Here is a 25856-nt window from a genome sequence, read left to right on the forward strand (position 1 = left end):
TGAACTTTGGCGAAAGGATAGCTTATTGAGTGACAAAAGCTTAGCTTAAATCAACACTGTGCTTTGGAGAAAACTCCTGCCGTAGCGATAAGCATCTTCTTTAAACACAGAGCAGCAAATATATGCTCTATTATCAATCAGCGTGAGTGCTCCTTTCTTATACCTTGTTCGAGTAACTGCCACGTTGCTCCAGCTTCTATTAGTGACAAAAAGATATGCACGAACTCGATCGTCCACTATAGCCATTGCCACATCTATTCTGCTCCAGCTTGCCCTAGATTCATTAAGAAAGCTTATTAGCGCTTAAGATTTTAGGTTAATCTGGTCTAATTTCTTCGGAATCCTCGCTGTATCAATATCAAGCTCTACTAGTGATATCAGTGAATGGTTGTTTGAGTATTAGAAAATTGAATCGATAGCGAAGGTCTATAACTATTGGCTGAAATAGCTTCTAGAAAGTCTCAGCCTTGAGAAGATGAATTACTAGATCCCAATTGATATGCTCTAAATAGAAATAAGAGAAATTTATCTTTCAAGAGGATTTACTTTATGACGAGTGCAAGCAATAACCAATATCCATCTGGAAATCCTGATAAAAACATTGTAAGTCAGGATACCAATTTTCCTTCTACCCAATCCGAGCAGACAGAGAAGGACAAAAAAAATCAAAGCGGTGGACATACTGTAGCTAAAGCGGTTGGCGCAACCGGAGGTAGTGTTGCAGGCGCGGTAGTTGGTAGAATGGTCGGTGGTAAAATGGGTGCAGCCGTTGGTGCTGTAGGTGGCGCGATCGCAGGTGCAGCTATTGGTGATCAAGCTGCTACAAACATGGACCAGCAAGTGGAAAATGCGGTGGGATCAATTAAGGACGCAGCTGAAAGCGTCACCCATCGGGTTGAAGATGCCCTTGATAGTGTCAAAGAAAAGATTGACGAAACAGATGTCAAAGGGCTAGCTGAGTCTGCAAAGCAGAAGATCGAGGAAGCGGATGTTCGCGGTGTCAGTCAATCTATTCAAGGCAAAATTGACGAAGCAGATGTTCGCGGCGTAACCCAGTCTGTCCAAAGCAAAATTAATGAAGCAGATGTTCGTGGTGTAAGCCAGTCTGTCCAAAGCAAAATTAATGAAGCAGACGTCCGCGGCGTAACCCAGTCTGTACAGGGCAAAATCAATGAAGCAGATGTTCGCGGTGTCAGCCAATCTATTCAAGGCAAAATTGACGAAGCAGATGTTCGCGGTGTAACCCAGTCTGTACAAGGCAAAATCAATGAAGCAGACGTTCGCGGAGTCACCGATTCTGCTAAAAAAACAATCAATGATGATGTAAGGCCCGCGATCCAAAACACCATTAACCAAACCTCTCAAAAAGCTAAAGATGTTGCCGATAGTGCAACTTCGGCAGCGAAGAAGACCCTAGAGGAACCCTCCTCTGGAAATAGTGCGGAACCAACGGGTTGGCAAGATCCTCTAATTGAGCAAAAGCTCCACGACAGGCGAGGAAAGGCTTAATTGTTCTGATTCTTAGTGCATAAAAGTTGGGGAGCACCTCTTCAGGTGCTCCCCAACTTTTATGTTTGTGTACGCCTAGCTTTCCTGACCACTTCCAATCACAATGATATCTGCTGTTTCCATGACTACCTCTGTTGATAGCTAGTCATTTTGCCAAGTGAATACATTGGTCTCGAACTAACGCAGTGACCTGAATGCTGCGCGGATTTCCTCGGAAAAGAGCTGCGGCTCCTCCCATGCCGCGAAGTGACCGCCCCTGTCAGCCTCATGGAAGTAGATCAGGTTGCGATAGGCACGCCGAGCCCACGTCTCTGGAGCTTGATAGATCTCCCCTGGAAACACCGTGATGGACACTGGCAGCGAGATTTCGTTGGTCTTCTGGGCGATCGCGTTCAAGAGGCTGGCTTTGTTCTCCCAGTACAGCCGAGCTGATGAAACCGCGCTATTCGTTAGCCAGTACAGCGTGATGTCGTCCAGCACTTCGTCTTTCGTCGGGGACTTTTCGGAATCGTCGCTACTGGAGGTCCACTGCGCGAAGCCTGGATGCCCGAGCAGCCACGCCGCAAGTCCGGTTGGCGAGTCGGACAGACCATACCCGACCGTCTGTGGACGCGTGCCCATCATCACAGCGTAGGCTCGGTCCTTCTTATTAAACGTGTCGAGTGAGTCAAACGCTGCACGTTCCTGCTCGGAGAGGTCGGCTGGTGCGGGGCTGCCGCTAGCAAGCACTGTGGCTATCTCGGGCGGTATCGTCGCTGGCAGATTGAGGTGGACTCCGAGTAATCCTGCTGGTGCCTGGCGCGCCATCGCGCTAGTGATAGGAGACCCCCAGTCGCCGCCTTGGGCAACGTAGCGGGTGTAGCCGAGGCGTTGCATCAGTTCTGCCCAGGCTTGTGCAATGCGATCGGGGTTCCAACCGATGCCTGTCGGCTTGCCGGAGAAGCCATAGCCAGGAATCGACGGAATCACCAGGTCGAAGGCATCCTCTGGTTGTCCTCCGTAGGCAGTGGGATCGGTTAGTGGACCGATGACCTTTAGCTGTTCAATGACCGAGCCGGGCCAGCCATGCGTGATGAGTAACGGCAACGCATTAGGATTTTGGGAGCGGACATGGATAAAGTGAATATCCAATCCGTCGATGTTTGTTATAAATTGCGGTAAGGCATTCAGCTTCGCCTCGGCTTTCCGCCAGTCGTACTCCACGCCCCAGTAGCGGACGAGCTCCTGCATGGTTGCCAGTTGCACACCCTGTGACTGGTCGGTAACAGTCTCCTGGTCAGGCCAGCGAGTCGCCGCAATGCGTTGGCGAAGGTCGTCGATCGCCTCTTGTGGAACGTGGACTTGAAAGGGGCGAATTGCAGTTGTGTCGGTGGACTGCGCGGTTTCGAGTTGAGTTGTGGCAGTTTCATTGCCCAAGGGGCGGAGTGTGTTGTCTTGGGTTGCGATCGCCTCGGTTACAACCTGAGCTTGTGCGCCACTCTGTGTAGGCTGCTGCGCCAGCACGCGGCTGAGTGGTGCTAGAAACACCGTTGCCACAAAAAGCGCAACAAGGAATCGTGAGAGGAAGACGAAGGCACCTATCGTGCGGGTTTTGGTTGGGTAACGTACTTTTTTTAGTTGGGTCATGGTGTTTTCTCCGTGCTGTAAATTGTCTGTTCACGACTCAGGTAAAACACCATCAATAACCGTCAACTTCGACGATCGCATTTGCAAACTCCTGTGGCGCTTCTTGAGGTGGGTTGTGTCCAATGCCGCCACTGATAACCCGGTGTGAGTATCTGCCCGAGAATTTCCTGGCATAGGAACTGGCGTCTGGGTGAGGCGCACCGTTGGCATCCCCTTCAAGCGTGATGGTGGGCACGATGATTACTGGAGCTTCGGCAAGTCGCTTCTCAAGCTCGTCGTACTGCGGCTCACCTTCAGCCAGACTGAGCCGCCAGCGGTAGTTGTGGATGACGATGCTGACATGATCGGGATTGTTGAAAGACTCGGCACTGCGATCAAATGTCGCGTCATCGAATTGCCATTGCGGCGAAGCAAGCTTCCAGATGAGCTTGTTAAAGTCATGCCGATATTGTTCGTAGCCCGCGCGGCCCCGCTCCGTTGCGAAATAAAATTGATACCACCATTGAAGTTCAGCTTGCGGCGGCAGTGGCATCTGGTTGACTTCAAGGTTGCCGATCAAATAACCGCTCACCGAGACAAGCGCCTTGGTGCGTTCGGGCCAGAGTGCTGCGATGATGTTGGCAGTTCGCGCTCCCCAATCAAACCCGCCGATGATCGCCTTCTCGATGTTGAGTGCATCCATTAACGCGATGATATCGACTGCAAGTGCCGACTGCTGCCCATTCCGGGGTGTCTCGCTCGAAAGAAAACGCGTCGTCCCATAGCCGCGTAGATAAGGGACAATCACTCGGTACCCCTCCGCCGCTAACAACGGAGCAACATCAACATAGCTGTGAATGTCGTAGGGCCAGCCGTGCAGGAGGATTACTGGATCACCATTCGCAGGACCAACCTCCGCGTATCCGACATTCAAGATACCGGCATCAATCTGCCTCAGTGAACCGAACGACGTGTTTGTGCCCGACTTCATTCTGGACAGAACGGCTGGTTTTGTTTGGCTTGATTGGGCGATTACCCCGGAAGGGGAATTGCTTCGCATCGCAGAACCGAATCGATCTAGCTGTGTAGTCGCAATGGTTGTGGCCGCAATGCCCAAAAAGCGGCGGCGTTGACGGTTGATTTTTTCAGACATATTCTCTGCCTCTTTTGAGGGGCAATGATGGCTTCCAGTGTGAGATTGACTGGTGCGCCTCCTTGCATGTGATAACTCCGCGCCTAGTCCTGTTCACCGATCGTCTGAGCGTAGGTTTTACCATACGGGTAGAAGAGTTCCTTGCGGCCTTCCTGCCATGCTGCTTTCAGTTCAGGTGTTGTGATTTCCCAATCTGGTCGGCATTTCTTGAGAACGGCGCGCAGATCCTGACGCAGCTCTTCCAGAGTCGGTCGCCCAAAAAACCAGTAGCCCATGTAGATCTTGTAAATGACTAGACCCGGTTCGAGGACAAACGTGTAGGGGATCATGGGATTGTGGAGCGGGTCGGTGTATTCGGCAATGTCGAGGTCTTTTTGAACTTTGCGGCCGGCATCGGAGAGAAATGGCCAGTGGGCCCCAACGCCGCTGCGATATTCATTCGTCTCGGTGAGGTTGTCAGTGCTGATCGTGACCAAACGGCAATAGCCGACCTCGATCTCACGATGGAGTTGGACTAGTCCCTCAGCTTGTCGGCGATCCTTGGGGCAGTACCCGCCACGACTGAGGACGAGGACCATCGGATGTTGTCCTTGCAGCTCGGAGAGCTTCCGGCGCTTGGTAGTGTGGTCGGGCAGTTCGTAGTCGGGAAAGACCGCTCCTGGAACAATGTCAGATCGCATATGAAATCCTCCTAATTTTTTTCATGCATGTTGCTAGGCATTCTAGAGATCGATGACCATGTCTTTCTGCGGGCGTGAGCAGCAAATCAATAGGTTCCCAACCGCCGGAATGTCGAGCGGCTCAGGGTCATATTGCACCGACCCGGAAATTAGCCCAGACTCGCACATGTGGCAAACTCCACTCCGGCAGGACCAACGCACCAGGACATCACAGGCTTCAGCAAGTTCTAACAGGTTCTGAAACTTGGAGTCCCAGGAAACGGTGAGCCCGGTGCGGGCAAATGAAATGCTTGGACCTTCGCCAGCAGGACCATCCGGCGCGTGTGGTGGACGGTGTGCTGCGTTCGCTACGCCCGGGGTGATGGACTTGCCTGAACCGAAGACTTCGGTGTGGATGCGATCGCGCACTACTCCTAGATTGGCAAGTCCGGCGGTGAAGTCTGCTAGAAACGCGGGTGGTCCGCACAGATAAAAATCGGATTCGAGGGGAAGCTCCAACGCTTTGAGGACAGTGGCAGTCAGGCGACCGGCTGCATCAAAATCAAACCCCAATCGGTCAGTGGAATCAGGCTGGCTGTACTGGACGTAGCTCCTGGCGTTGGGAAGCTTTGCTAATAGATCGCGTACTTCCTGGGCAAAGGGATGCTCCCTGCTGTTCCGTGCGCCAAAAATCCACCAAACCGGGCGCACCGATGCCTGGGACACCAGTGCATGGAGCATAGCCAGCACCGGAGTTACGCCTACGCCCGCGCTCAATAGCACCACAGGACGATCGCCTGGTTGCAGGGTGAAGGCACCCCGTGGCTCGCTGACCTCCAGCACATCGCCAATCCGGAGCTGTGTGTTTACGTAGGTGCTGGCGAGGCCGTGCGGCTCCTGCTTAACACTGATGCGATAACGATGGGCATCCGGCAGACCCGAAAGTGAGTAGCTGCGCAAAACTGGAGGTCCATCCGGTTGAGGACGAAGTCGCAATGCTACGAACTGCCCAGTCAGAGGGACGGTGAGCGGACGATCGTCTGTTGGCTCCAGTATCAGTGAGACGACGCTACTGCTCTCGCGATCGATCCGAGCTACTTTGAGAGACCGAAATCCAGGAGTGGCTGTAGCCATCTGTTCTGGTGAAGCGAGACCCGCATTGCCGGTGCGTGACCCCGATTGTGCCATCTGCTGGAGCATCGCCTCAAAAGAAGACTGCCAGCCAGGGCTCAGAGCTGAGATCCGCAGAGCCCGCTCAACGTCTTCTTTGGCAGGTTTGGGAAGATAGAGCAGCGCATCGACTGCGGCAACCGTCAGTTGCTCCGGACCCTCAGCAACTTTAATGATTTCGTCACCAGCCCCAACCTCGCCTTCTTCAAGCACGCGAAAGTAGAACCCCGGGCGGCGATGCGCCACGAGCAAAGCCGGTATTCTGGGATCATCCATGCGGATGCCAACGCGATAGCAGGTTACACGCGGCTGGGTGACTTCAAACAACGCTTCGCCAATCCGGTAGCGATCGCCGATGCAGACCTCACTATCAGCCAGTCCCTCCACCGTAAAGTTTTCGCCGAATTGCCCGAATGTGAAATCACTCCGATTCAGTTCACGTTCCCAATAGCGATAAGACTCGATCTGGTAGACAAACACCGCGCGCTGTTCGCCACCGTGACCGGCCAGGTCACCTTGTGCATCACCATCGATGTTGAGTCGCCGCACCATGCAACGTCCTTCGACCGGCTCCTTCCATACTGCTGTATATACGGTCTGCCCGCGCCATGAAATCTCGCGAGGAAGACCAACGTTGACTGATAACAACCTTGCCATGGGGGCTATCTCCTATCCAGCATTTGCGCTTTAAAGCTGAGTCCGCCCGCCATCAACGGCAAGTTCGACTCCTGTAATGTAGGAGGCGTCGTCCGATACCAGAAAAGCCACCGCCTTCGCAACTTCCTCTACCGTGCCAAATCGCTGCATCGGCATCTGTTGTAGGAGACTTTTTCCGATTTCTTGGACCGTCTCTTCCGGCAAGCCAAGCTTCCCGAACAGCGGCGTCTCAATCACGCCAGGACTAACCGCATTGACTCGGATGTTGCGTGGCAGTAGCTCTGTTGCCAGGGTGCGTGTGAGCGATCGCAGAGCCGCTTTGGTCGCAGACACCGCTGATGTTCCGGCAATGCCGACCTCCACAAACCAGGATGTGGTGAACACGATCGCCCCACCATCTTTCAATAGCGGCAGCGCTTTTTGAGCCGTGAAGTAATTGCCTCGAAAATTGGTATTGAACAGTTCGTCCACCACTTCTTCAGTGGTACTCTCCACCGGACCCAACTTTGCTATGCCAGCATTGGCGAAGACTACATCAAGGTGTCCATGCTTCTCGCGCACGTGCTTGAACAGTTCATCCAGTTCATCAGACTTGCTCACATCCGCTGAGACTACGGTCGCATTTGGTCCTAGCACCTCCGCCGCTTGGGCAAGCCTGTCGGGAGTCCTGCTCGTTACCACGACCTTCGCCCCTTCGCGGATAAATTCTTGAGCGGTTGCTAGACCAATGCCGCTGGTACCGCCAGTGATTAAGGCTGTTTTACCTTCCAGTTTCATGACAATCTCCTTTAGAAATATGGTGTGAATGTTGCAGGTTAGGTGATAGTCAAAGCCGTTTGGGCCTTCGGTTTTAAGCGCTGACTGGTGAGCTGATATCCACGCCGACGCGCCGATGGGCTGCTTAATCGCGTAGGTAATGGCAGGTGTATCCGCCGGGATGCTTGCGCAGGTAGTCCTGGTGGTACTCCTCAGCGCTGTACCAGGTTGCAGCGGGTTCAATGCTTGTGGTAACCGGTCGCTTCCAGTGCCCTGACACGGCGACACGCGCGATGACACGTTCCGCGATCGCCTGCTGCTCGTCCGTCTGCGGAAAGATTGCCGAGCGGTACTGCGTCCCGATGTCGTTGCCCTGACGGTTGAGCGTCGTGGGGTCGTGCAGGCGGAAAAACCAGCGATCGAGCAGATCCTCGAAGCTAAGCACCGATGGATCGAAAGTGACGCGAACCGCTTCGGCGTGTCCAGACTGGCTGTCGTGCGTGTCCTCGTATGTCGGGTTCTCAAGCCAGCCGCCCGTGTAACCGACCTCGGTGTCGATCACGCCAGGCACCTCACGCAGGATGTCCTCGATGCCCCAAAAGCAACCGCCAGCAAGCACGGCTACCTCCACCTGCTGCACATTAGTCGTCACCGGGAGAGCCGCTCCATTCTCCTCGTTGATGTCGCTTGATCGGGGGTCGGCGATCGCATAGCCTCTGTCCCACCAGTTTGTGACGAACGCCGCGTACTCGTCGGCAGCATCCTCCCATGTGAAGTGCCCCGCTTCGAGGACGGCAAGTGTGCTCGCGGGCAGCCGTTCGAGAAGAAACTCCGCGTTGACCAGGGGTACGACGTGATCCCGCCGTCCGGCAATGATCAACACTGGCGTTTGGATGGTTGGCAGCAGACCAGCGAGGTCGGGAAGCTGCGTTGGATACGCACGCACGTAGCGCATCGACTCGACGAACCTTTCACCCTCATAGGACGAGAGATAATCCTCGCGTGCAGCATCGGTCGGCGTGTATCGCTCGAACTTCGCGATCGCTGCACTGACAACCTGTCGCCCGTCGAGGCTGCGGTACGGTTCAAGTCCGGGGGCTTCGACCCACTCCTTTAGCAGTCCGCCTAGCTGTAGTGGAACTGCCGCGCCCCCGCTCCCGACGACAAGGCTGCGTAGCCGTCCTGGATGGAGGGCTGCGGCGAAGAGCGCAGCACTGGTGCCAACGTCAGGTCCGACAACGTGCGGCTGCTCCAGCCCAAATGCATCGGCGACGCGCACGATAAACTCGCCCATGGCGCGTGAGGACATGAGGTCGTCGCGTCGCTCAGAGTGTCCGAAGCCTGGAAGGTCGATCGCCACAAGATGTGCGTACTCAGCGAGTCGCGACCAGGTTGGCTCAAACGCATACAGGCTCTCCGGCCAAGGACTGAGAAGGAGAGCATGCACACCTCGCCCTGGGTCCTCGCTCTCGGCATAACGGATGGATAGCCCATCAATGGTGCGAAATTGCGGCTGGATGGGCGTGTGCAACGAGACGGTTATGGGTTTATTCCTTCCGATCGCATTCCCATCAAGTGCCTGCCCGCTGTTTCGTTGTGTAACTTCTGATTGAGTCATGATGTTCTCCTTTTGAATAGGTTGAATAGGTTTCGATCTTTTTGGTTTGTACGTGGTGAGCTAACTAGCGTCGCGATCGAAACGCAGCACGGATCTCCCTAGAGAAGAACTGCGGCTGTTTCCGTGCCGCGAAGTTTCCGCCGTCTACTCGGTGACATCTGGGCGACCTGCCCTTTAAGCCGCGACTTGACTTCGCGTGAATTCAGCGGCGTGCAATTTCACGAAGTCGTACAGGCTCGTCGGTGTCTTGCCCGTGAGCTTGAACAGGTCATCCGTCAGGCGGTCATACCGCCCCTGGGCATGAAGTTCGGCCATCACCGCGAGGTGGTTGACGAGGTGCGCTGGCACCCCAAACTCACGAAGCGTGTCAACCCACCCAGAAAGCGGCACGTTGCGATAGCGGATCGTTCGACCCAGTGCCTCGGAAAAGACCTGCGCGTAGTGGTTCAAATCAGCGGACTCAAATCCGGTCAGATTGTAAACCTGACCGATGTGAGGGGCAGGGTCGTCGAGGATCTCGGCAACGGCGCGTGCTACATCGACTGCCGAAACAGGGGAAGTCCTGCCGTTCCCCAGCGGCAGCGCCAGTTCGTCGTTATCCCGAACGCCAGCAGCGGCGAGACGCAGGAAGAAGCCGTCGAGGAAGACCGTCGGCCGCACCGCGACGACCGGCAGCCCCGACCACGCCAATGCCTGTTCTGCAAGCCAGTGCAGCTTGTGCTGCGGGCTGTCAGTGGTGTCCGTGATGCTCATCTGCGTCACCGTCATCTGCGACATGTTCACGAAGGCTTCGACGCCGTGGTGTTTTGCCACCACAGCAGTGTTGACCGTAGCTTCGAGATAAGCTGCCGAGACTGACATGCCGAAATAGACGCGCTTAACCCCTTCGATCGCCCGATGCATCGAGGCAAGATCGGTCAGATCGCCTTGCACAACCTCGGCACCAAGCTGACGCAGCGCTTCAGCGCGTTCATCCTCCCGCCGGACCAGGGCGCGCACCTGGTGCCCTTTGTCGAGCAGCATTGCAGTGAGGTTGCGACCGATCGCACCGATATCGCCAGCCGCTCCAGTCACGAGGATTGGGCTGTCATGTGTGGAGTTCATCGTCATATCATTTACCTCCCTGTCACCCGTTGCGAGGACATATCTGTTTGCGTAATCAACCAAACGTGAATGCAAACGCCTCTACCCCAGCATCTAGAAACTCGATCTCGAATTGGCGATCGCGGATAGGCTCCGATTGCCGAACCAGTTGGTACAACCGCTGTTCGGTCACGGTGCCTTCGCCTCGTTCATCAACGTCAAGTCCACGAGCCTCAACTGCTGGCTGCCCATCTATGAGTACGCGGAACCGCACGAACGTTCCTGGTGCGGACGGACCCATGACGAGATGAAGGTCACGGGCGTGGAAGCGGTACACAATTTGCCCACCGGGCTGGTTCAGGACAATGGCTTGTCTGCCGATTGTCCAATCGCCCGAAAGTGCCCATTGATTACGTTGCAATTGCGCGGGGGCGGTATACGAATGAGGCTTGTTTAACACCGCGCCGGAAGACGCAAAATTGTCCGTTCTTGCGTAGCCGAGGTAGTTTTCAGGCGATCGCAGACTGTCCCAATCGGCAGCAGCCTCAAAACCGCGAGCCTCGACTGCGACCATTTCCTGACTGACACGACCCGCTCCAGCTTCTGATAGAAGCTGTTGAATGACCCTTTCCGATCGCTCATACTCGCCCTCGCCAAAGTGGTGATGACGGATGCGTCTTTGCGGGTCTATAAAATAAAGGGCCGGCCAATAACGGTTCCCGAACGCACGCCACACTGCATAATCGTTATCCACGGCGATCGGGTAATCAATTCTCATGTCCGTCAAAGCTCGGCGGACATTATCGAGATTCTTCTCGAATCCGAACTCCGGTGTATGTACACCAATTACTACTAGTCCCTGATCCTGATACTTTTCGGTCCACGCGCGAACATAAGGAAGTTGGCGCAACCAATTAATGCAGGTATAAGTCCAGAAGTTGATGAGCACAACTTTTCCGCGCAGTTCGTCAACCGTTAATGGCTGCGAATTGAGCCATGTGGTTGCGCCGATTAGAGAAGGCAGTTCGCCTTCAATCGGTAACTCAGCCGTTGCCGATGTAGCATGCTGTTTTGTGAGACCAAGCCTACCAAGCTGGGTAGCAGCAATGGTTTGAACCGTGGTTGTTAAAAAGGAGCGGCGATTAGGATTGATTTCTTCGGACATATGCTGACCTCCCTGTCGTTGGTTCAGGTACGGTGGAATTAGAGAACTTCGACTGGCCTCTCCTCCGCGACAGCCATCAGCAAGCCATCAGCATTGGGGTATGCGGTGCGCTCATGGACGTAGGATGCGGATGTCCGGTCGATCAGCAAGCTGAGCAGTTCGGGGCGGCTGTAGTGACCACGCGCATCCATAACTCTTTTGCGGGTGTCAATTTGCGCAAAGTCAAGATCGGCAATTATTTCGCCTTCACCAGCCTGGATCGGCCCATCAATAATCGATCCGTCTGGGCTCACGATCGCAGTGAAGTTACCACCCGAAATCGGTCCGATCGGACAACCCGTGTCCTGCATGATCTGGGACTGCTGATCGGCATCCAGCCATGCGGTCGCACTGACGACAAAGCAGCCAGATTCAAGGGCGTGCTGGCGGACGTTAATTTCTGCCTGCTCCGCGAACAGCGGTCCTGCGAAAGATCCGGGATACATTGCCGAGTGAATCTGCTCACCATCAGCGATCAGCGCATACCGTGCCAAAGGATTGTTATGCTCAAAGCAGGCAAGTTGTCCGATGCGCCCAACGGCACTATCGACGGCGCGCAGACCCGAGCCGTCACCCTGACCCCAAAGTATCCGCTCGTTATAAGTCGGCGTGATCTTGCGGCGGCGCTGAATCAACGTACCATCTGAGTCGAAGAGAAGCTGCGTATTGTAGATCGAACCGCCGTCGCGCTCATTGACGCCGATTGAAACGACCATGTTTGCTTCTCTCGCGGCTTCGGCGATCGCTCGGGTTTCAGCAGACGGCACCGTGACTGACTCTTCAAGCAACCGCAGATGTTCCTTAGCCAGCGCGAACGGGGCTAGCACATAGGTGAAGTAGGGATAATAGGGAATGATGGTCTCGGGGAAAGTGGCGAACTGGACGCCTTGTTGGCCCAGCTCACGAATCTTCTTCACGACCTTTTCAATGGTCCCTTGCCGACTGTACAACACAGGACTGATCTGCACGGCGGCGGCTTTAACGATCTGATTGGTAACCATGTTTTTAGCCTTTTTCACTGTTTTGTAATTTGCTGTTCATGTCAGGTGATAAAACCAGTTCCGGTAAGAGCTGGTTTTCCAAAGACGCAATAGAATTCAGCGCAGCGACTTAAACGCCGCCCTAAGTTCCTGAGTAAAAATCGTTGGCTGCTCCCACGCCGCAAAGTGTCCACCTTTGTCGAGCTGGTTGTAATAAATGAGATTGGGATACGCCCGCTCGGTCCAGCTTCGCGGAGCCTGATATGCCTCGCCGGGAAAGACGCTCACCGCCACCGGAATAGAGACGCCCTTAGCGTCCCAAAAACCACCCTTATACTCCCAATAGAGCCGAGACGCAGAGACGCCCGTGTTTGTCAGCCAATACAGCGTGATGTTGTCAAGGATCTCGTCACGCGTCAGTTCGCCGGTGGTGCTCGTGGGCCGGTTCAGAGCCTCGACGACCGCAGCCGCTGGCTGACCACCATCATCATCGTGGTCGAGCAGCCAGGCGGCTAGTCCGACGGGTGAATCTGCAATGCCGTACAAAGTTTGCGGACGCGACGCCATGTACTTGGCGTAGGCAACTTTTTGCTTCAACGTTCTGTCCAGCTGCTCATAGGCGCGTCGTTCCTCAGCCGAGAGAGCGGGTGGCACCGGGTCGCCAGCCAGGAGCGCCTCATAGACGTCGGCTGGAACTGTCCCAGGATAGTTAGTGTGGATGGCGAGCAATCCCGTCGGTGCCTGCACACCCATCAGGTCAACCACAAACGCACCCCAGTCACCACCCTGAGCGACGTAGCGGGTGTAGCCCAGCCGCTTCATTAACACGTCCCAGGCACGTGCCATGCGCTCCACGCCCCAGCCCGTAGTAGTCGGCTTGCCGGAGAAGCCGTAACCCGGCATCGACGGAATCACGACATCGAAAGCATCCGATGCGCTCGCGCCGTATGCCGTGGGATTGGTCAGTGGATCGATAATCTTTAGCTGCTCGATGATTGAGCCGGGCCAACCGTGCGTGACGATGAGCGGCAATGCGTTTTCGTGTTGCGATCGCACGTGAATGAAATGAATGTCTAGCCCATCGATCTCGGTGATGAAGTGCGGCAAGGCTTTCAGGCTTGCCTCAACCTTGCGCCAGTCGTAGTCTGTCGCCCAGTAGTGCGCGAGTTCTTGCATCGTTGCGAGCTGCAAGCCCTGCGACTGGTCGGGGACAGTCTCCTTTTCGGGCCAGCGGGTCGCCACGATGCGTTGGCGGAGATCGTCGAGGTCTGCTTGCGGGATGTTGATTTGGAAGGGGCGGATTGCGGTTGGATCGGTGTGTACGGTTCCAGATTGAGCCGTGGTAATTTCCTTGGGGTGTGGTTGGCTTAATTGAGCGTTCGCAGAACCGAATCGACCTAGCTGTGTAGTTGCGATCGTCCCGGCTGCAATGCCCAAAAAGCGGCGGCGTTGATGGTTGATTTTCTCAGACATTGATCTTTCTCCAATTGATTTAACTCAGCCTGCTCTAATCAATTTCGTGATACCTGTCGTGCTTTTCGACCCAGAACAGAGACCAGTTTCGTCGGTGCTGATACCTCTGGTGGGCGATCGCGATCTACGCTGGCAGCAAAGGTCTTTCTCCCATTAGTGCTTGGGTCCAATTGCCTGCTGTGCGAAACTTGAAGCGGGTTTACGTACTCTTTTACTCCGGCGAAGCGGGCCGGGTATAGAGGCTCCATTAGTGCGCGTGCGCGCTCTGGTATTCAGGGATGGTGAACATCTGCGTCACCACCTGTCCGGGGAAAACGTTGTGGTTAGGGTCAACTAACTCGATCTTTACCTTGTGCGGTCCGGGTGGCAGTCCGGCTATGTCGATTGTGTTGGTATCACTCGCATCCGCCCACCACCAGGGCAGATCGTCGACGGTGATGTGCAAATGCCCGACCCGCGGAGAGGTCTGGATTGCACCTGCTCCAAAAACGGGTACGATACGCAAATTCTCTACTCGGTACTGGGCCCAGAAGATGCCCAAAGCCAGTCCTTGAGGAAGTGGGGGATCTACGATCAGCTTGGGTTCGGGCTCGTTCTCGAGCGGGAGATACGGTGAAGCGCCGCGAATGTCCCTCGCGCTTGGGGTGGAGGGGCGGATTGCGTTTGGGTCGGTGGACTGCGCGGTTCCGGGTTGAGGTGTGGCGGCTTCCTTTGGCTGTGTTTGGCTCGATTGTGCGTTCGCCAAACCGAATCGACCTAACTGTGTAGCAGCAATACTCAGGGCTGCAACGCCCAAAAAACGGCGGCGTAGTGGGTTGATTTTTTCAGACATTGGTCTTGCTCCAATTGGGTTTAACTGAGGTTATGTATTGGTCATCCATATGACTCAGTTGTGATGGCGGGGCGAGCTGTGGGTTTGAGTTCCGTCGCTCGCCCCATCGCTCAATGCAACGAGGAAAAGGCGATCGGTTATTTGGAAAGAACAGGCAAAATCGTCTCCATGTAACGCTCAGCGGCTGCGGCTGCCTCTTCTGGGTTGCTACCACTCTGACGTGCACTTAAGTAGGGCGCATACCAGTCCCACCAGTTATGCTCGCCGTGAGTCTTCTCGTAATGGTCGTGACGCTCTGCCGTCTCGTGGAGAAGGGTTGCAAGGGTGGCAACGTCTGCTTGTAGAGAGTCCCACAGGCGACCAGGAAACCGCGTTGTGATTTCCTGGAGCAACCAGAGGTTTCCATCTGGGTCTTCAAAAGAGGCAAATGAGAAGTAGGAACGACCTTCCGGGTCGCGCCCGCTGACGCGCGGGTTCTCCACCGCGTTATTGAAGGGACCGCCAGCGTAGTGGAAGATCTCACTGACGTTGACACCACGATCGAGCAAGTCTTTGCGGGCGGCATCGAGGTCGTCTACAGCGAGAACCAGGTTTTGCACCGAGCCAGAATTAGCTGGAGTGACTCCCTTGCCGAAAATGATCGAGGCGTCTGACTGAGGTGGCGTCACATGCACGTTGCGGTAGCCGCCCGCTGCGATATCGATATCGAGCCGCCAGCCGAGCTTCTCGTAGAATGCCTTCGTGCGATCGACGTCGGAAACGGTGAACACCACGACTTCGAGTTTCATGTTTGGACGGTTTACGTGATTGCTACTCATCTTTTTTCTCCTTTGAATTGTGAGTTTGCTGCTCACCTCGATTAACTTCATTCTTCTGCGATTGCCCCATTCACACCACTCAAGTTATTTGAGTTAACACGCGACTTAAATGTGCGTTCACTAATGAGAAGTGCAATGAAAAGTGTGGTGATTTTATGGTGCGACTGAGACTGTTTTTACAGGGGTTTGCAGCTGATATTCGACCTGTAGAATTTCCGCAGCCCGCTCCCCAACGATCACGCAGGGAGCCATCGTGTTGCCCGTCGTTACTCGCGGCAGAATTGAGCCATCCGCGATCCGGAGATTGTCGATTCCATACACTCTCAGGTTGCTATCCACCACCGACATGGAATCTCGACCCATCTTTGCGGTGCAGGTTTCATGCCAAAAACTTGTCGCAGCATCTCGAACAAAGCGTTCGAGTTCGGCTCCTTTCAAATTCCCTGGCATGACTTCGCGCTTGATAAACGGACGAAGCGGGGCGGAGTTACCGACTTCGCGGCAAAGTTCTACGCAGGCGATCGCGGTTTTGAGATCGTCTGGGTCAGACAGCGTATTCGCATCAATCAGAATCGGGTCGGATGGATCGGCTCCCGTCAGGCGCAGACGACCCCGGCTTTTGGGGTGCACGATCGCCCCAAATAACGTCCAGCCTGCATCAGGTAGCCCAAACCGGGCGGCATTCTCAGCAGTGGTTTTTGGCACCTCAGCCTGGCAAACAAATACGTCTGGACTGTCAAGCCCGGACTGGCTCGTCGAGAAAAAGATTGCCTCGGACAAGTTGTTTCTGGGTTCGAGAGCGGTTTCATATTCCCAGACACAGTCAAATGCAACGTGGTCTTGAAAATTTTGCCCCACACCGGGAAGGTGCTGCACGACAGGAATTCCAAATCGTCGCAACTCGGACTCATCACCGATACCGGATTGCATCAGCACTTTCGGCGTATGAATTGCACCCAGTGACAGCACGACTTCGACTGCTGCACCAATGCGATAGATCGCGTCACGATAAGCGATCTCCACGCCAGTGACCCGCTTGCCCTGGAACGTCAGCCGTGTGACTAGTGCATGACTGAGAACCGTCAGGTTTGGACGATCTAGATAAGGGAAGACGTAGGAACGGAATATCGATTCGCGCTTGCCATTGCGGACTCGCACATCGGTGATAGAAGCACCCTTCGCCGCTTCCATCATTTGTCCGTTCGCATTTTCAAACGTAGGAATACCGACTGATCGCGCTGCTTCGACCGTTGCGGGTGCGATCGGGTTTGGATCTGGTGCAGGCTGGACAAATACTGGTCCTCCCGTTCCGCGATACATCGGGTCCGGTACACCATGCCAATCTTCCAGGCGGCGATAAATCTTCAAGACAGATTCATAACTCCAGGCTGGATCGTTGGCTTCGGAGGCGAAGAAATCCCAATCCTGTTTGTGTCCGCGTGCCCAAACCATGACGTTGATGCTCGATCCACCGCCGAGTACCTTGCCCATCGAGAACGGAATCGAACGACCATTCACATGTCGATTTGGCTGTCCCTGAAAGCTCCAGTCGCGATCGCTTCCAAGGTTCATCGGCCATTGATTGGCTTCCAGGACGATTGGCAGATCATCGCTGCCTCCAGCTTCAATCAGCAGAACGCTGACATCAGGATTTTCAGCCAGTCTACGGGCGACCAGTGAGCCAGACGATCCAGATCCGCAAACAATAAAATCATACTGGTGTCTTAGCTCAGAGGTAAGCTGGCGCTGGTTGTTGCGAACCTGTTCGGTGAAAACATCGTGGCTATCAGTTTCACGTTGATAGGTTTCACGCTCATCCTCAAAGGATTCGTTCTCAAAATTCGTCTTCATCGCGACTACCTCGCTTTCAAAATCGAATTAACTGAGTCCGGCGATCGCCCTACCGTTCACTTCACCGAGGAAAAGGAGGTTGGTGTCAGCAACTCGCTGTTAATGTTTTGCACAAGTTGACCATCCTTCTCGCTTTCAGCCTTGATCGCAATCCATTCGGGGTCGGTGAGGAATGCACTCCAACGCTCCTGGCGCTCAGCCATGCTGTCCCAGGCAAGCAGGTAGGTGAGCCGGTTACTCTCACTCTCACCGATTAGCGTTGTCCAAAATCCTGCCTGGCGGATGCCATGCTTTTCCCAAATCTGTATCGTATGGTTCTGGAAGCGCGACAGCAGCGCGGGTAGTTGTCCGGGCATGGCGTAATAAATGCGCAATTCGTAGATCATGCTTTTTCGAGTTGGGTCACAAGGTGCGTTCCTGAGTCAGCAGGTTGGACGATCGAGCAATCTTATTTGGGAGCGTCAATGACGCTCCCTGGGTGTAAGACGGTATCAGTGCCCCGCACTCTGTCCACCATCAACGTGGAGGATTTCGCCTGTTACAAAGTTGGCTGATTCGAGGTAGAGGATGGCATCGACGACATCGGACATCTCACCCAACTGACCAACCGGGTGCAGGGCAGCGAGTTGAGCATGGGTCTCAGGGGGATGCATCGGCGTTTTGATAGTTCCCAGCGCGATCGCATTTACCCGGATACCACGCTTGGCATACTCGATCGCCAGTGATTTGGTTGCGGCATTCAGTCCACCCTTTGTCAGTGATGCGAGCACAGAGGGTACACCAGCGATCGGGTTGTCAACCAGGCTTGTTGAGATCTGCACAACATGACCGCCGCCCTGCTTCTCCATCTCGGCGATCGCCAGTTGCGTCATGTGAAAGAAGCCAGCAATATTTGTGCCCAGGTACACGTCGTAGTCTGCCTGGGTGTACTCGGTGAACGGTTTGGCGATGAAGATGCCAGCGTTATTGATGAGTGTGTCGATGCGTCCGAAGTGTGCAACACCTTTGGAAATCACAAGCTCAGCGGTTTTTCGATCGGCGATGTCGCCCGGCACTGTGATAATTGCGTCATCGTTTGATGGCTCGATCGAGCGCGAGGTTGCAACTACCCGATAGTTGCGATCGCGGTATGCCTTGACTAGAGCTGCGCCGATGCCTTGCGATGCGCCGGTGATAATAGCAACTTTCTGTTCAGTGCTCATTAGAAAAACTCCTTGATATGTTTGAGAGATGAGTGGAATGAGGGTCAAAAGTCAGATATGTTGAATGGCACAGTGCAATTACACTTCATTCTTCAGCAATCGCTCTTATTTAGACCATTCAAGTTAGTTGAGTTAACTGCCAGTTAAGCTTGCTCAATTCAAAACTGGCAGGTTCGATGGCATCGAGGGTTAGGGTTAGAGTTAGGGGCAAGATGGTCTAAGCCGCGATCCGCTTGTCATGGTCGGTACTGGTCGCGACTGGCAGCCATGCTTGAACGTCCTGTGCTATTTTCGCAGCGCTGCTTCGGTATAGGGCGATCGTGTCGTTGCCGACGGGTAAATGCAGCGGTGGACGGTCTGTATTAGCGAGTTGAAGCATTACTTGAGCAAACTTTTTCGGATCACCGGGCTGATTTCTGTGTAGCGCATCGGCTCCGCTCCGCATCGGTCCTACCGTTTCCTGGTAATCGTCGATGATGGTTTTAGCCGCGACATAGGAGTCAGTGCTCAAGAAGTCAGTGCTAAAAAGACCAGGAGCGACTACCGTGACATGAATGCCGAGCGGTGCTAATTCGACTGCTAGCCCTTTTGAAAGACCTTCGACTGCAAACTTAGTAGATCCATACAAGCCCCAGCCTGGAATTGCATCGTAGCCGAACAGTGATGAGATATTGATGATGTGCCCAGACTTTTGCTGGCGCAGGTACGGCAACACGGCACGAGTTACGTTAAGTAAACCAAACACGTTGGTTTCATATTGTTTGCGAACTTCAGCATCCGTGATTTCTTCGATCGCACCAACCATGCCAAACCCGGCATTGTTGACTAAAACATCAACCCGACCGAAACGAGTAATACCTTCCTTAACAGCTTCACGTACCTGGTCTTCCTGAGTGACATCCATCTGCACCACGTACAGATCCGGGTGGTTGTGCAGGGTATTGGTGAGTTGTGCAGGATTACTGCGAACCGTTGCTACGACCTGATCGCCTGCTGCCAGAGCGGCTTGGGCAATTTCTAACCCAAATCCTCTGGAAGCTCCGGTAATGAACCATACTTTCTGAGTTTTCATCTTCTTTCCTCGCTTAAGTGTTGTTTTGTGTGTTGGCTTTAGCTTGGTAAGCTTGCTGCTCACCTCGATTAACTTCATTCTTCAGCGATCGACCAATACACACCACTCAAGTTCTTTGAGTTAAAACGCGACTTAATTATTCAGACTGAAGGAAAGCAGCAGAAAGTGAAGTCATTAGACCTGATACGCTTCAGATGAGCTGCGTGATGAAGTGATTCTGAATTGTCGATACATTAAAATTTTTGTGTGCAATTTTGCGCCTCACTCTTCGTCGTTTATCACCAGATTCTGTTCATCGGTATCGACGATAAGCACTGCTAGCAAGCGTGCGGGTTCAGTATCACTGGCATTTGCGCTGACACGATGATGATCGCCAGGTAGTTCAGTGAAATTCTCACCCGCGTGATACACCTGCTCTGGATTGTCATTGATTTTGCTACGAACCGCACCTTCCAAGACTGTTGCATAAATGAAAGCTGACGCTGCATGGGTGTGAGGGATCGATGAGACACCTGGTTCATATTCGACCGTCTGGACTTTAATGCTCTTACCAGGCACATTGGGAAGGGCACCATCGAAGACCAACGTTACCTTTTCACCCAACACACCACCGGCTGAAGCTGCGAATACGGGGGAAGTGGCAAATATAGAGAGCGCCATGACTAGGGAGAGAGTCAGGAATGCAACTCTACAGAAAAATCTAGTGAACATTTAGGTTCTCCTTGCGTGAATACAAACGTGAATACAAACAGTCCGTCCTCTAGGCGATCGCGCGGTTAAGCCATTCCTCAAAGTGTGTCGAACCGATGAGCGAGTTACCCTGCGGAACGAGCTGATCGTTCAACGCTGCACCAAAATAACGGGCGTGGCTGTCTACAACCACCTGACGTGAGTCGTGAGTTGCGCTCAGGAATTGGTGGATGATTTCCTCAAAACGGAACCGATCTGGACCTGCTAGATCGATAATGCTGTTGGCTGGTGCTCCCAGTGTGATATCCACCAGCGCGTCAGCAACGTCCTCTGATAGGATAGGTTGGATAAAGGCAGGAGGCAGGTGGACTGTTTGCCCATCCGTGGGAAATTGAGCAATGATCGTCTCGATGAACTCAAAGAACTGCGTAGCGCGGACGATTGTATAGGGGATTCCTGCGGACTGGATCAACTTTTCCTGAGCGACTTTCGCACGCATATAGCCGCTATCGGGAATGCGATCGGCACCCACGATCGACACCACAACGTGATGAGCTACACCTGCGGCTGCCTCTGCTGCCAGCAGGTTCCGGGTTGACTTCTCGAAGAACTCTAATACCGCTGCATCCTCAAAGGAGGGCGAATTCGTCACATCAACAACAACTTGAGCACCCGCCAACGCCTCAGCCAGTCCCTCACCTGTAACCGCGTTGATACCTAAAGAAGGGGATGCTGCGATCGCCTCATGCCCAAGTTTCTGTAGCTTGCTCACAAGCTTCTTGCCAATCAGCCCACTGCCACCAATAACAACAATTTTCATGACAATACCTCTGATAACTTAATGCGATGAAACCATGCTGCTTACGCAAGTTGAAATGCTCTACTTTGTTTAGAGAGAATTGAGTTTGGCAGTCACCGTTGCGAGTTTGCGACCAAGTTGCAGGATGCTTGTCTGTTGGGCTTCATCCTTCAAATTGCCATTCTCATCAAACGCTTGATACGCGCTGCTAATTGCCTGCTGATCTGGCAACACTAAAACCCCAATGTTGCCAAGAATGGAACGGACATGAACTAATCCTCGTAAGCCTCCCAATGCTCCCGGGGAAGCACTCATTAACACCGCAACCTTTTCTGCGAAACACGCCAATGGAGGTTCGCCCGGTTCAGAACGTGAAGCCCAATCGATCGCATTTTTTAGCAGCGGAGTGATCGAACTGTTGTATTCTGGGCTGGCAATCAGGAATCCCTGATGCGCTTTCATTAGAGCCTTGAGTTTGAGGACATTCTCCGGCAGTCCCTCAGCCTCTTCCAAATCGCCATCATAGAGTGGTATGGGCAGATCGCGGAAATCCAGGTAGGTCACTTCTGCACCCGCAGCTTTAGCGCCTTCAACGGCGATTTTAACCAGTTTTTTATTAATAGAATCTTGGCGAGCACTTCCGGCAAAAGCAAGAATTTTGGCAGCGGTCATGAATTCCTCCTTCTAATTTTTTGTGATGAGTCTATGGTTGTTGAGTTTTGAGCCATCTGGTTTAAACCATTGAGAGGAAGTTATATTGCCTTCTCTGGTGGCTGAATTGTTCTCAACGCCAATACACCAATCCAACAACCCAATCCATCAACGATTAACATCAGGTAAGCGGTAGCCTGGAAAAGCAAGCCCCATCCTTCAAAGGAAACTTGAGAAACATGATCGGGGCTAATGACCAAGTGATGATTATAAATTGCAGAAAGGAGTGAGCCTGCCAATGAACCCAGCAAAAGCCCGCTACCAATACGATAGAACGACGTCCAGAGTAAACCGGCTGCAATAATGGGAGACAATATCACCACAACGCCCACAAACAAACCTTGAAACAGAGAAAGGGAAATTGGGATTTCATTATGCGCTAAGCCATGCAGGACATGAAGGAGCACGTGCATGACTACGATCGCTGTTCCATATTGGGCAATCTTCATCTTCTTCTCCTTTAACAGGTCAACTAGCATGAGTTACAGCAGTCTCAACCACCCATTCCAACGGCCGCGGTTGAAAATTCAATTCACGTTTTGCCTTGGCATTCGAGGCACCTCGCATTTGAGTCTGGTAGTAAACAATATCCGTACCACCCTCCAATTTGAGAGCATCTTCAACCGATACTCGTGGCGGGGGTGGAGCATTCAGCGATCGAGCAAATGCAGGCAGCCAGTCGCGCACTGCTAAAGGCTGATCATCCACAATCAGATAAACCCCAGGATTGCCTTGCTCTGCGGCTGCAACAGTGGCGATCGCTGCATCCTCAATGTGTAACCAAGACCAGACGCCATCCCCATTGCCCACAATTGGAAACTGTTGCTGCCGCACCTGTTGCGCTACATCACCATCCGGGTTGAACCAGGTGCCGGGTCCGTAGAAGAAACCATAACGTAAAGCGATTCCTTCTAGATCAGGCGTTTGGAGCAAACGACGTTCAGTGTCAAGGACGAGACGAGCATCGGCGGCAACGGCAGGGGAGGCATCAACCGATAACGGGGTTTCCTCATCTGCCAATCCAGCACCGGGAATTCCCCAGAAGGACATCGACTGTTTCAGGAAACGGCGCACCCCTGCTGCCTTTGCTGCTGCCAGCACATTGGCACTGCCTTCCGAGCGAATGCGCGTATTTAGAGCCGCTGTCGCATTCATGGATTCGCGAGTGTAAGTTCTGGGTAGAGCGGTGAGTTGTTCAATCACTACGTCTGGTTTAGCTTGGGCGATCGCTGCTTTGACTGAATCTGGATCGAATACATCGGCGATCGCCGGTTCGATTCCCTGTGCCGCTAAGGACTGTGCTCTTTCTGGGGTGCGGGTCAGCGCGACAACATTGTGTCCTCTGGCAAGTAATTGGTCGAGCGTTGGGCGACCGATCGCTCCTGTTCCCCCGGCAACAAAAACCTTCATCTGTAAATCCTCCAAAACGGGTTGGCTAGTACAGCACTACATCGCGTTGATAGCGGAAGGGGTAGAAGGGTAAGGGGGTAGAAGGGATGATAAGTAGCTCCACCACCACTCCTCTACTTCTCCACCCACTTTCTTGTCATCATCTCTGTCGTGAACTTCGCTTCTGTCTTTAAGCGATTAATATTCTAATTAGCGTCCGGGAAGCCGCACTCTGACCTCTTGGAGTATCCAACCATTGCCGTCTGGGTCACTGAACGAGGCATAGGAAGCATAGTCACCACGTTTTGGATCGGGACCTGGTACGCGTCCCTCAGTTCCAGCGTGGTGGAAGACTCCACCAATGTCGTGGAACACCTCACTCACCTCAACACCTTGCTCGACGAGTTTGGCGCGGGCTGCTTCGATGTCGTAGACGATGAGGTATAAGCCTTGAACTGAGCCTGGCTCGGCTAACGATACCCCTTTCCCGAAGATGATCGAGGCTTGTGATTCAGGTGGGGTAAATTGCACGACTCGGAAACCATTCTCGCCAGGGAAGTCGGCATCAAGTCGCCATCCCAACGTTTTGTAGAAGTCTTTGGAGCGATCGACATCGGCAACAGGTATCACCACAACTTCGAGTTTCATGGCTTGGCTGGTTACAGGATTGTTACTCATCTTGTTCTCCTTTAGATTGGTGGATTTGTTGTTCAGATTCGTTACTTTTCATTCTTCAGCGATCGCCCCATCCAAACCACTCAAGTTCTTTGAGTTAAGATGCAACTTAATTATTTGAATTGGAGGAAAGCAGCGGAAAATGAGCCAGCAGCATAGACCTGACAGGCTTCAGAGAAGATTGCATTATTCACTGATTGAGCAGCACACTGATAATCTGTCTGATGTCTAACTCATTGCGCTCTCATCGTTTCCCTCGACTTATTGCGTTGATAATCACTGTAATTAACTGCTCTACATTCCAGCGATCGCTATACCGAATTCCATTAATAAACAAAGCAGGTGCAGCCTTTACTCCACTTTGATGCCCACCTTCGCTATCTGCGTTGATACGAGCGATATGCACTTTTCTAGATAAATCCTGCAAAAATCGAGAACCGTTAAGTCCTAGATGATTTGCATACTCCACGAGGTATCCGTCCTCTAGCGCTTGTTGATGGATAAAGAGTACCTCATGCATCTGCCAAAACTGACCTTGAACTGCTGCTGCTTCCGCTGCTTCTGCTGCCCGTTGAGCGTGAGGATGAATCAGTATCTGAGGAAAATGACGAAAGATAAAACACACATCATTCTCCTGGCAAGAACAACTTAATTGTTGTTGAGCCGCTTTAATCAACCGGTAGACGTTTGCACTTTGAAAACATTCATAGTCTCCATACATGACGAGTACAGCACTGGCATTTGGCACACCTCGAATGTGATCCTGCATCAAAGGCGGGACAAACAAGGAATGTTGCTCACGGGCATTAGCCATTTTTCAAACCTGCCAAGCAAACTTAAACCCTGCAACTAAATTGCTGTTACCGTTTGCATGGATTCAATATAAATAAATAGTTTTTGTGTGTCGTCCACTCAGAGTCCACAGTTTTGCACAACCCGGGGATGCACGAGGTACCTATTAAAAGTAGACCATCGACTCCGACTAAAGTCGGAATCTAATTTTCTTAAAGTACAATCTATAAACTGACAAGCCCGCGTTTGACACCCACAATGACGGCTTGAATGCGATCGCTCACTCCCAGCTTGTTTAAAATACGAGTCACATGAGATTTGACAGTGCTTTCACCAATATTTAAAGCAGCTCCGATGTCATGATTACTCAATCCCTGCGCCATCAAACGGAACACTTCTAGCTCTCGATCGCTGAGTACTGGGTTGTTCATCCGCTCTACCAGCTTGCTTGCCACAGTCGAAGAGACGTACTGCCGACCACTATGAACCATCCGGATTGCATTCAAAAGTTCATTGGGTTTTACATCTTTAAGCAGATAGCCCTGAGCACCTGCCTGCAATCCTCGATAAATATCTTCATCACCATCATACGTGGTTAGCACAATAATTTGAGCTGACTTAAACTCAGCTCGAATCGCAGTAATGGCTTCAACCCCTCCCATTCCTGGCATTCGTAAATCCATTAGTGTGATATCAGGCTGGTGTTCACGATACAGGGCGATCGCCTGCTGCCCGTTCTCTGCTTGAGCAACCACTACCATTTCTGGATCATAGTTAATGATGTTTGCCAATCCTTCTGTAACGAGGGAGTGGTCGTCGACAATCAGAACCCGAATTGGTGGGGTGGGGTGTGGGGTGTGGGGTGTGGGGTGTGAAGAAGTCATCGGAGCATAGGGTGTGTGGCGTGGAGAAGTCAGTTGTCTATCCAAAGTTTCTAGTTCTTTGAGGCTTTCATTGGCGATACCGAAGAACTGAAGATACTCCTTACGATGATCCCGTCTATACTCCACACCAATTCTACGCTCAATCAATGGAAGTAATTCAATAGACTTCTTGCACGAATCAGCAAGCGAGAGCCAACTCAAAGTTGAGGATGCCTGCGAGCAAATGCACTCTGCGCGTGAAGTGCCGTCGCCGATTGCGATAGCGCCCCGATAA

24 protein-coding genes and 1 pseudogene are annotated in these 25856 nt (G+C 53.0%); 1 reads left to right on the forward strand and 24 read right to left on the reverse strand.

The annotated features are described in order from the left end of the window. Positions 1–549: 549 nt before the first annotated feature. Positions 550–1509, forward strand: a complete 960-nt coding sequence (locus tag H6G00_RS14950; protein ID WP_190645982.1) for a glycine zipper domain-containing protein — start codon at positions 550–552, stop codon at positions 1507–1509. A 177-nt stretch (positions 1510–1686) separates the two neighbouring features. Here H6G00_RS14950 and H6G00_RS14955 read toward each other — a convergent pair whose 3' ends face one another. From H6G00_RS14955 to H6G00_RS15070, 24 genes and pseudogenes are all read right to left on the reverse strand, one after another. Continuing rightward, positions 1687–3135, reverse strand: a complete 1449-nt coding sequence (locus tag H6G00_RS14955; RefSeq protein WP_190797352.1) for an epoxide hydrolase family protein — start codon at positions 3133–3135, stop codon at positions 1687–1689. Between the two features lie 52 nt (positions 3136–3187). Further along, complete coding sequence (locus tag H6G00_RS14960; RefSeq protein WP_190797353.1) at positions 3188–4267, reverse strand: alpha/beta hydrolase; 1080 nt, start codon at positions 4265–4267, stop codon at positions 3188–3190. An 83-nt stretch (positions 4268–4350) separates the two neighbouring features. Further along, positions 4351–4947 carry a redoxin domain-containing protein gene (locus H6G00_RS14965; protein WP_190797354.1) on the reverse strand — a complete coding sequence of 199 codons (597 nt, stop codon included), beginning with the start codon at positions 4945–4947 and terminating at the stop codon, positions 4351–4353. 42 nt (positions 4948–4989) lie between these two features. Next, positions 4990–6753 (reverse strand): MOSC domain-containing protein, encoded by a 1764-nt coding sequence (locus H6G00_RS14970; RefSeq protein ID WP_190797355.1) that lies wholly within the window; start codon positions 6751–6753, stop codon positions 4990–4992. 30 nt (positions 6754–6783) lie between these two features. Then, complete coding sequence (locus H6G00_RS14975) at positions 6784–7530, reverse strand: glucose 1-dehydrogenase (RefSeq protein WP_190797356.1); 747 nt, start codon at positions 7528–7530, stop codon at positions 6784–6786. A gap of 124 nt (positions 7531–7654) precedes the next feature. Next, positions 7655–9127 carry a peptide-methionine (S)-S-oxide reductase MsrA gene (gene msrA / locus H6G00_RS35400; protein WP_242042279.1) on the reverse strand — a complete coding sequence of 491 codons (1473 nt, stop codon included), beginning with the start codon at positions 9125–9127 and terminating at the stop codon, positions 7655–7657. Between the two features lie 174 nt (positions 9128–9301). Further along, positions 9302–10231, reverse strand: coding sequence for an NmrA family NAD(P)-binding protein (locus H6G00_RS14985; RefSeq protein ID WP_190797381.1), 930 nt, complete (start codon positions 10229–10231; stop codon positions 9302–9304). Between the two features lie 55 nt (positions 10232–10286). Further along, positions 10287–11267, reverse strand: a pseudogene (locus H6G00_RS14990) (thioredoxin family protein); the annotation flags it as partial. A gap of 146 nt (positions 11268–11413) precedes the next feature. Further along, entirely contained in the window at positions 11414–12415 is a 1002-nt protein-coding gene (locus tag H6G00_RS14995; RefSeq protein WP_190797358.1) for a carbon-nitrogen hydrolase family protein, read from the reverse strand. A gap of 96 nt (positions 12416–12511) precedes the next feature. Next, the gene (locus H6G00_RS15000) at positions 12512–13867 is read right to left on the reverse strand and encodes an epoxide hydrolase family protein (protein WP_190797359.1); all 1356 of its coding nucleotides are present in this window, start codon (positions 13865–13867) and stop codon (positions 12512–12514) included. 247 nt (positions 13868–14114) lie between these two features. After that, positions 14115–14699, reverse strand: coding sequence for a DUF6130 family protein (locus H6G00_RS15005; RefSeq protein ID WP_199318497.1), 585 nt, complete (start codon positions 14697–14699; stop codon positions 14115–14117). Between the two features lie 137 nt (positions 14700–14836). Beyond that, entirely contained in the window at positions 14837–15517 is a 681-nt protein-coding gene (locus tag H6G00_RS15010) for a VOC family protein (protein ID WP_190797382.1), read from the reverse strand. Between the two features lie 153 nt (positions 15518–15670). Next, positions 15671–17368, reverse strand: a complete 1698-nt coding sequence (locus tag H6G00_RS15015) for a GMC family oxidoreductase (protein WP_190797360.1) — start codon at positions 17366–17368, stop codon at positions 15671–15673. A gap of 56 nt (positions 17369–17424) precedes the next feature. Beyond that, positions 17425–17754: an NIPSNAP family protein gene (locus H6G00_RS15020; RefSeq protein WP_190645971.1), complete on the reverse strand. Its 330-nt coding sequence runs from the start codon at positions 17752–17754 to the stop codon at positions 17425–17427. Between the two features lie 105 nt (positions 17755–17859). Then, the gene (locus tag H6G00_RS15025) at positions 17860–18570 is read right to left on the reverse strand and encodes an SDR family oxidoreductase (protein ID WP_190797361.1); all 711 of its coding nucleotides are present in this window, start codon (positions 18568–18570) and stop codon (positions 17860–17862) included. A 217-nt stretch (positions 18571–18787) separates the two neighbouring features. Further along, positions 18788–19642 carry an oxidoreductase gene (locus H6G00_RS15030; protein WP_190797362.1) on the reverse strand — a complete coding sequence of 285 codons (855 nt, stop codon included), beginning with the start codon at positions 19640–19642 and terminating at the stop codon, positions 18788–18790. Between the two features lie 261 nt (positions 19643–19903). Further along, complete coding sequence (locus H6G00_RS15035; protein WP_347278187.1) at positions 19904–20302, reverse strand: cupin domain-containing protein; 399 nt, start codon at positions 20300–20302, stop codon at positions 19904–19906. A 100-nt stretch (positions 20303–20402) separates the two neighbouring features. Beyond that, positions 20403–21152 carry an SDR family oxidoreductase gene (locus H6G00_RS15040; protein ID WP_190797364.1) on the reverse strand — a complete coding sequence of 250 codons (750 nt, stop codon included), beginning with the start codon at positions 21150–21152 and terminating at the stop codon, positions 20403–20405. A gap of 69 nt (positions 21153–21221) precedes the next feature. Then, positions 21222–21803 (reverse strand): NAD(P)H-dependent oxidoreductase, encoded by a 582-nt coding sequence (locus H6G00_RS15045; RefSeq protein ID WP_190797365.1) that lies wholly within the window; start codon positions 21801–21803, stop codon positions 21222–21224. An 80-nt stretch (positions 21804–21883) separates the two neighbouring features. Further along, the gene (locus tag H6G00_RS15050) at positions 21884–22291 is read right to left on the reverse strand and encodes a hypothetical protein (protein ID WP_190645965.1); all 408 of its coding nucleotides are present in this window, start codon (positions 22289–22291) and stop codon (positions 21884–21886) included. A 19-nt stretch (positions 22292–22310) separates the two neighbouring features. Next, positions 22311–23252, reverse strand: coding sequence for an NAD(P)-dependent oxidoreductase (locus H6G00_RS15055; protein ID WP_190797366.1), 942 nt, complete (start codon positions 23250–23252; stop codon positions 22311–22313). Positions 23253–23441: 189 nt separating this feature from the next. After that, positions 23442–23909 carry a VOC family protein gene (locus H6G00_RS15060; RefSeq protein WP_190797367.1) on the reverse strand — a complete coding sequence of 156 codons (468 nt, stop codon included), beginning with the start codon at positions 23907–23909 and terminating at the stop codon, positions 23442–23444. Positions 23910–24150: 241 nt separating this feature from the next. Beyond that, positions 24151–24720 carry a thioredoxin domain-containing protein gene (locus tag H6G00_RS15065; protein WP_190797368.1) on the reverse strand — a complete coding sequence of 190 codons (570 nt, stop codon included), beginning with the start codon at positions 24718–24720 and terminating at the stop codon, positions 24151–24153. 202 nt (positions 24721–24922) lie between these two features. Next, positions 24923–25582, reverse strand: coding sequence for a response regulator transcription factor (locus H6G00_RS15070; RefSeq protein ID WP_190680955.1), 660 nt, complete (start codon positions 25580–25582; stop codon positions 24923–24925). Between the last annotated feature and the right edge of the window lie 274 nt (positions 25583–25856).

Source organism: Leptolyngbya sp. FACHB-541 (assembly GCF_014695875.1).
GTDB lineage: Bacteria > Cyanobacteriota > Cyanobacteriia > Elainellales > Elainellaceae > JAAUTN01.

Bases quoted from the DNA above. Each gene is read 5' to 3' on its own strand.
- H6G00_RS14950 (WP_190645982.1), top strand. From the start codon at position 550: ATGACGAGTGCAAGCAATAACCAATATCCATCTGGAAATCCTGATAAA.
- H6G00_RS14955 (WP_190797352.1), bottom strand. From the start codon at position 3,135: ATGACCCAACTAAAAAAAGTACGTTACCCAACCAAAACCCGCACGATA.
- H6G00_RS14960 (WP_190797353.1), bottom strand. From the start codon at position 4,267: ATGTCTGAAAAAATCAACCGTCAACGCCGCCGCTTTTTGGGCATTGCG.
- H6G00_RS14965 (WP_190797354.1), bottom strand. From the start codon at position 4,947: ATGCGATCTGACATTGTTCCAGGAGCGGTCTTTCCCGACTACGAACTG.
- H6G00_RS14970 (WP_190797355.1), bottom strand. From the start codon at position 6,753: ATGGCAAGGTTGTTATCAGTCAACGTTGGTCTTCCTCGCGAGATTTCA.
- H6G00_RS14975 (WP_190797356.1), bottom strand. From the start codon at position 7,530: ATGAAACTGGAAGGTAAAACAGCCTTAATCACTGGCGGTACCAGCGGC.
- msrA (WP_242042279.1), bottom strand. From the start codon at position 9,127: ATGACTCAATCAGAAGTTACACAACGAAACAGCGGGCAGGCACTTGAT.
- H6G00_RS14985 (WP_190797381.1), bottom strand. From the start codon at position 10,231: ATGAACTCCACACATGACAGCCCAATCCTCGTGACTGGAGCGGCTGGC.
- H6G00_RS14995 (WP_190797358.1), bottom strand. From the start codon at position 12,415: ATGGTTACCAATCAGATCGTTAAAGCCGCCGCCGTGCAGATCAGTCCT.
- H6G00_RS15000 (WP_190797359.1), bottom strand. From the start codon at position 13,867: ATGTCTGAGAAAATCAACCATCAACGCCGCCGCTTTTTGGGCATTGCA.
- H6G00_RS15005 (WP_199318497.1), bottom strand. From the start codon at position 14,699: ATGTCTGAAAAAATCAACCCACTACGCCGCCGTTTTTTGGGCGTTGCA.
- H6G00_RS15010 (WP_190797382.1), bottom strand. From the start codon at position 15,517: ATGAGTAGCAATCACGTAAACCGTCCAAACATGAAACTCGAAGTCGTG.
- H6G00_RS15015 (WP_190797360.1), bottom strand. From the start codon at position 17,368: ATGAAGACGAATTTTGAGAACGAATCCTTTGAGGATGAGCGTGAAACC.
- H6G00_RS15020 (WP_190645971.1), bottom strand. From the start codon at position 17,754: ATGATCTACGAATTGCGCATTTATTACGCCATGCCCGGACAACTACCC.
- H6G00_RS15025 (WP_190797361.1), bottom strand. From the start codon at position 18,570: ATGAGCACTGAACAGAAAGTTGCTATTATCACCGGCGCATCGCAAGGC.
- H6G00_RS15030 (WP_190797362.1), bottom strand. From the start codon at position 19,642: ATGAAAACTCAGAAAGTATGGTTCATTACCGGAGCTTCCAGAGGATTT.
- H6G00_RS15035 (WP_347278187.1), bottom strand. From the start codon at position 20,302: ATGGCGCTCTCTATATTTGCCACTTCCCCCGTATTCGCAGCTTCAGCC.
- H6G00_RS15040 (WP_190797364.1), bottom strand. From the start codon at position 21,152: ATGAAAATTGTTGTTATTGGTGGCAGTGGGCTGATTGGCAAGAAGCTT.
- H6G00_RS15045 (WP_190797365.1), bottom strand. From the start codon at position 21,803: ATGACCGCTGCCAAAATTCTTGCTTTTGCCGGAAGTGCTCGCCAAGAT.
- H6G00_RS15050 (WP_190645965.1), bottom strand. From the start codon at position 22,291: ATGAAGATTGCCCAATATGGAACAGCGATCGTAGTCATGCACGTGCTC.
- H6G00_RS15055 (WP_190797366.1), bottom strand. From the start codon at position 23,252: ATGAAGGTTTTTGTTGCCGGGGGAACAGGAGCGATCGGTCGCCCAACG.
- H6G00_RS15060 (WP_190797367.1), bottom strand. From the start codon at position 23,909: ATGAGTAACAATCCTGTAACCAGCCAAGCCATGAAACTCGAAGTTGTG.
- H6G00_RS15065 (WP_190797368.1), bottom strand. From the start codon at position 24,720: ATGGCTAATGCCCGTGAGCAACATTCCTTGTTTGTCCCGCCTTTGATG.
- H6G00_RS15070 (WP_190680955.1), bottom strand. From the start codon at position 25,582: ATGACTTCTTCACACCCCACACCCCACACCCCACACCCCACCCCACCA.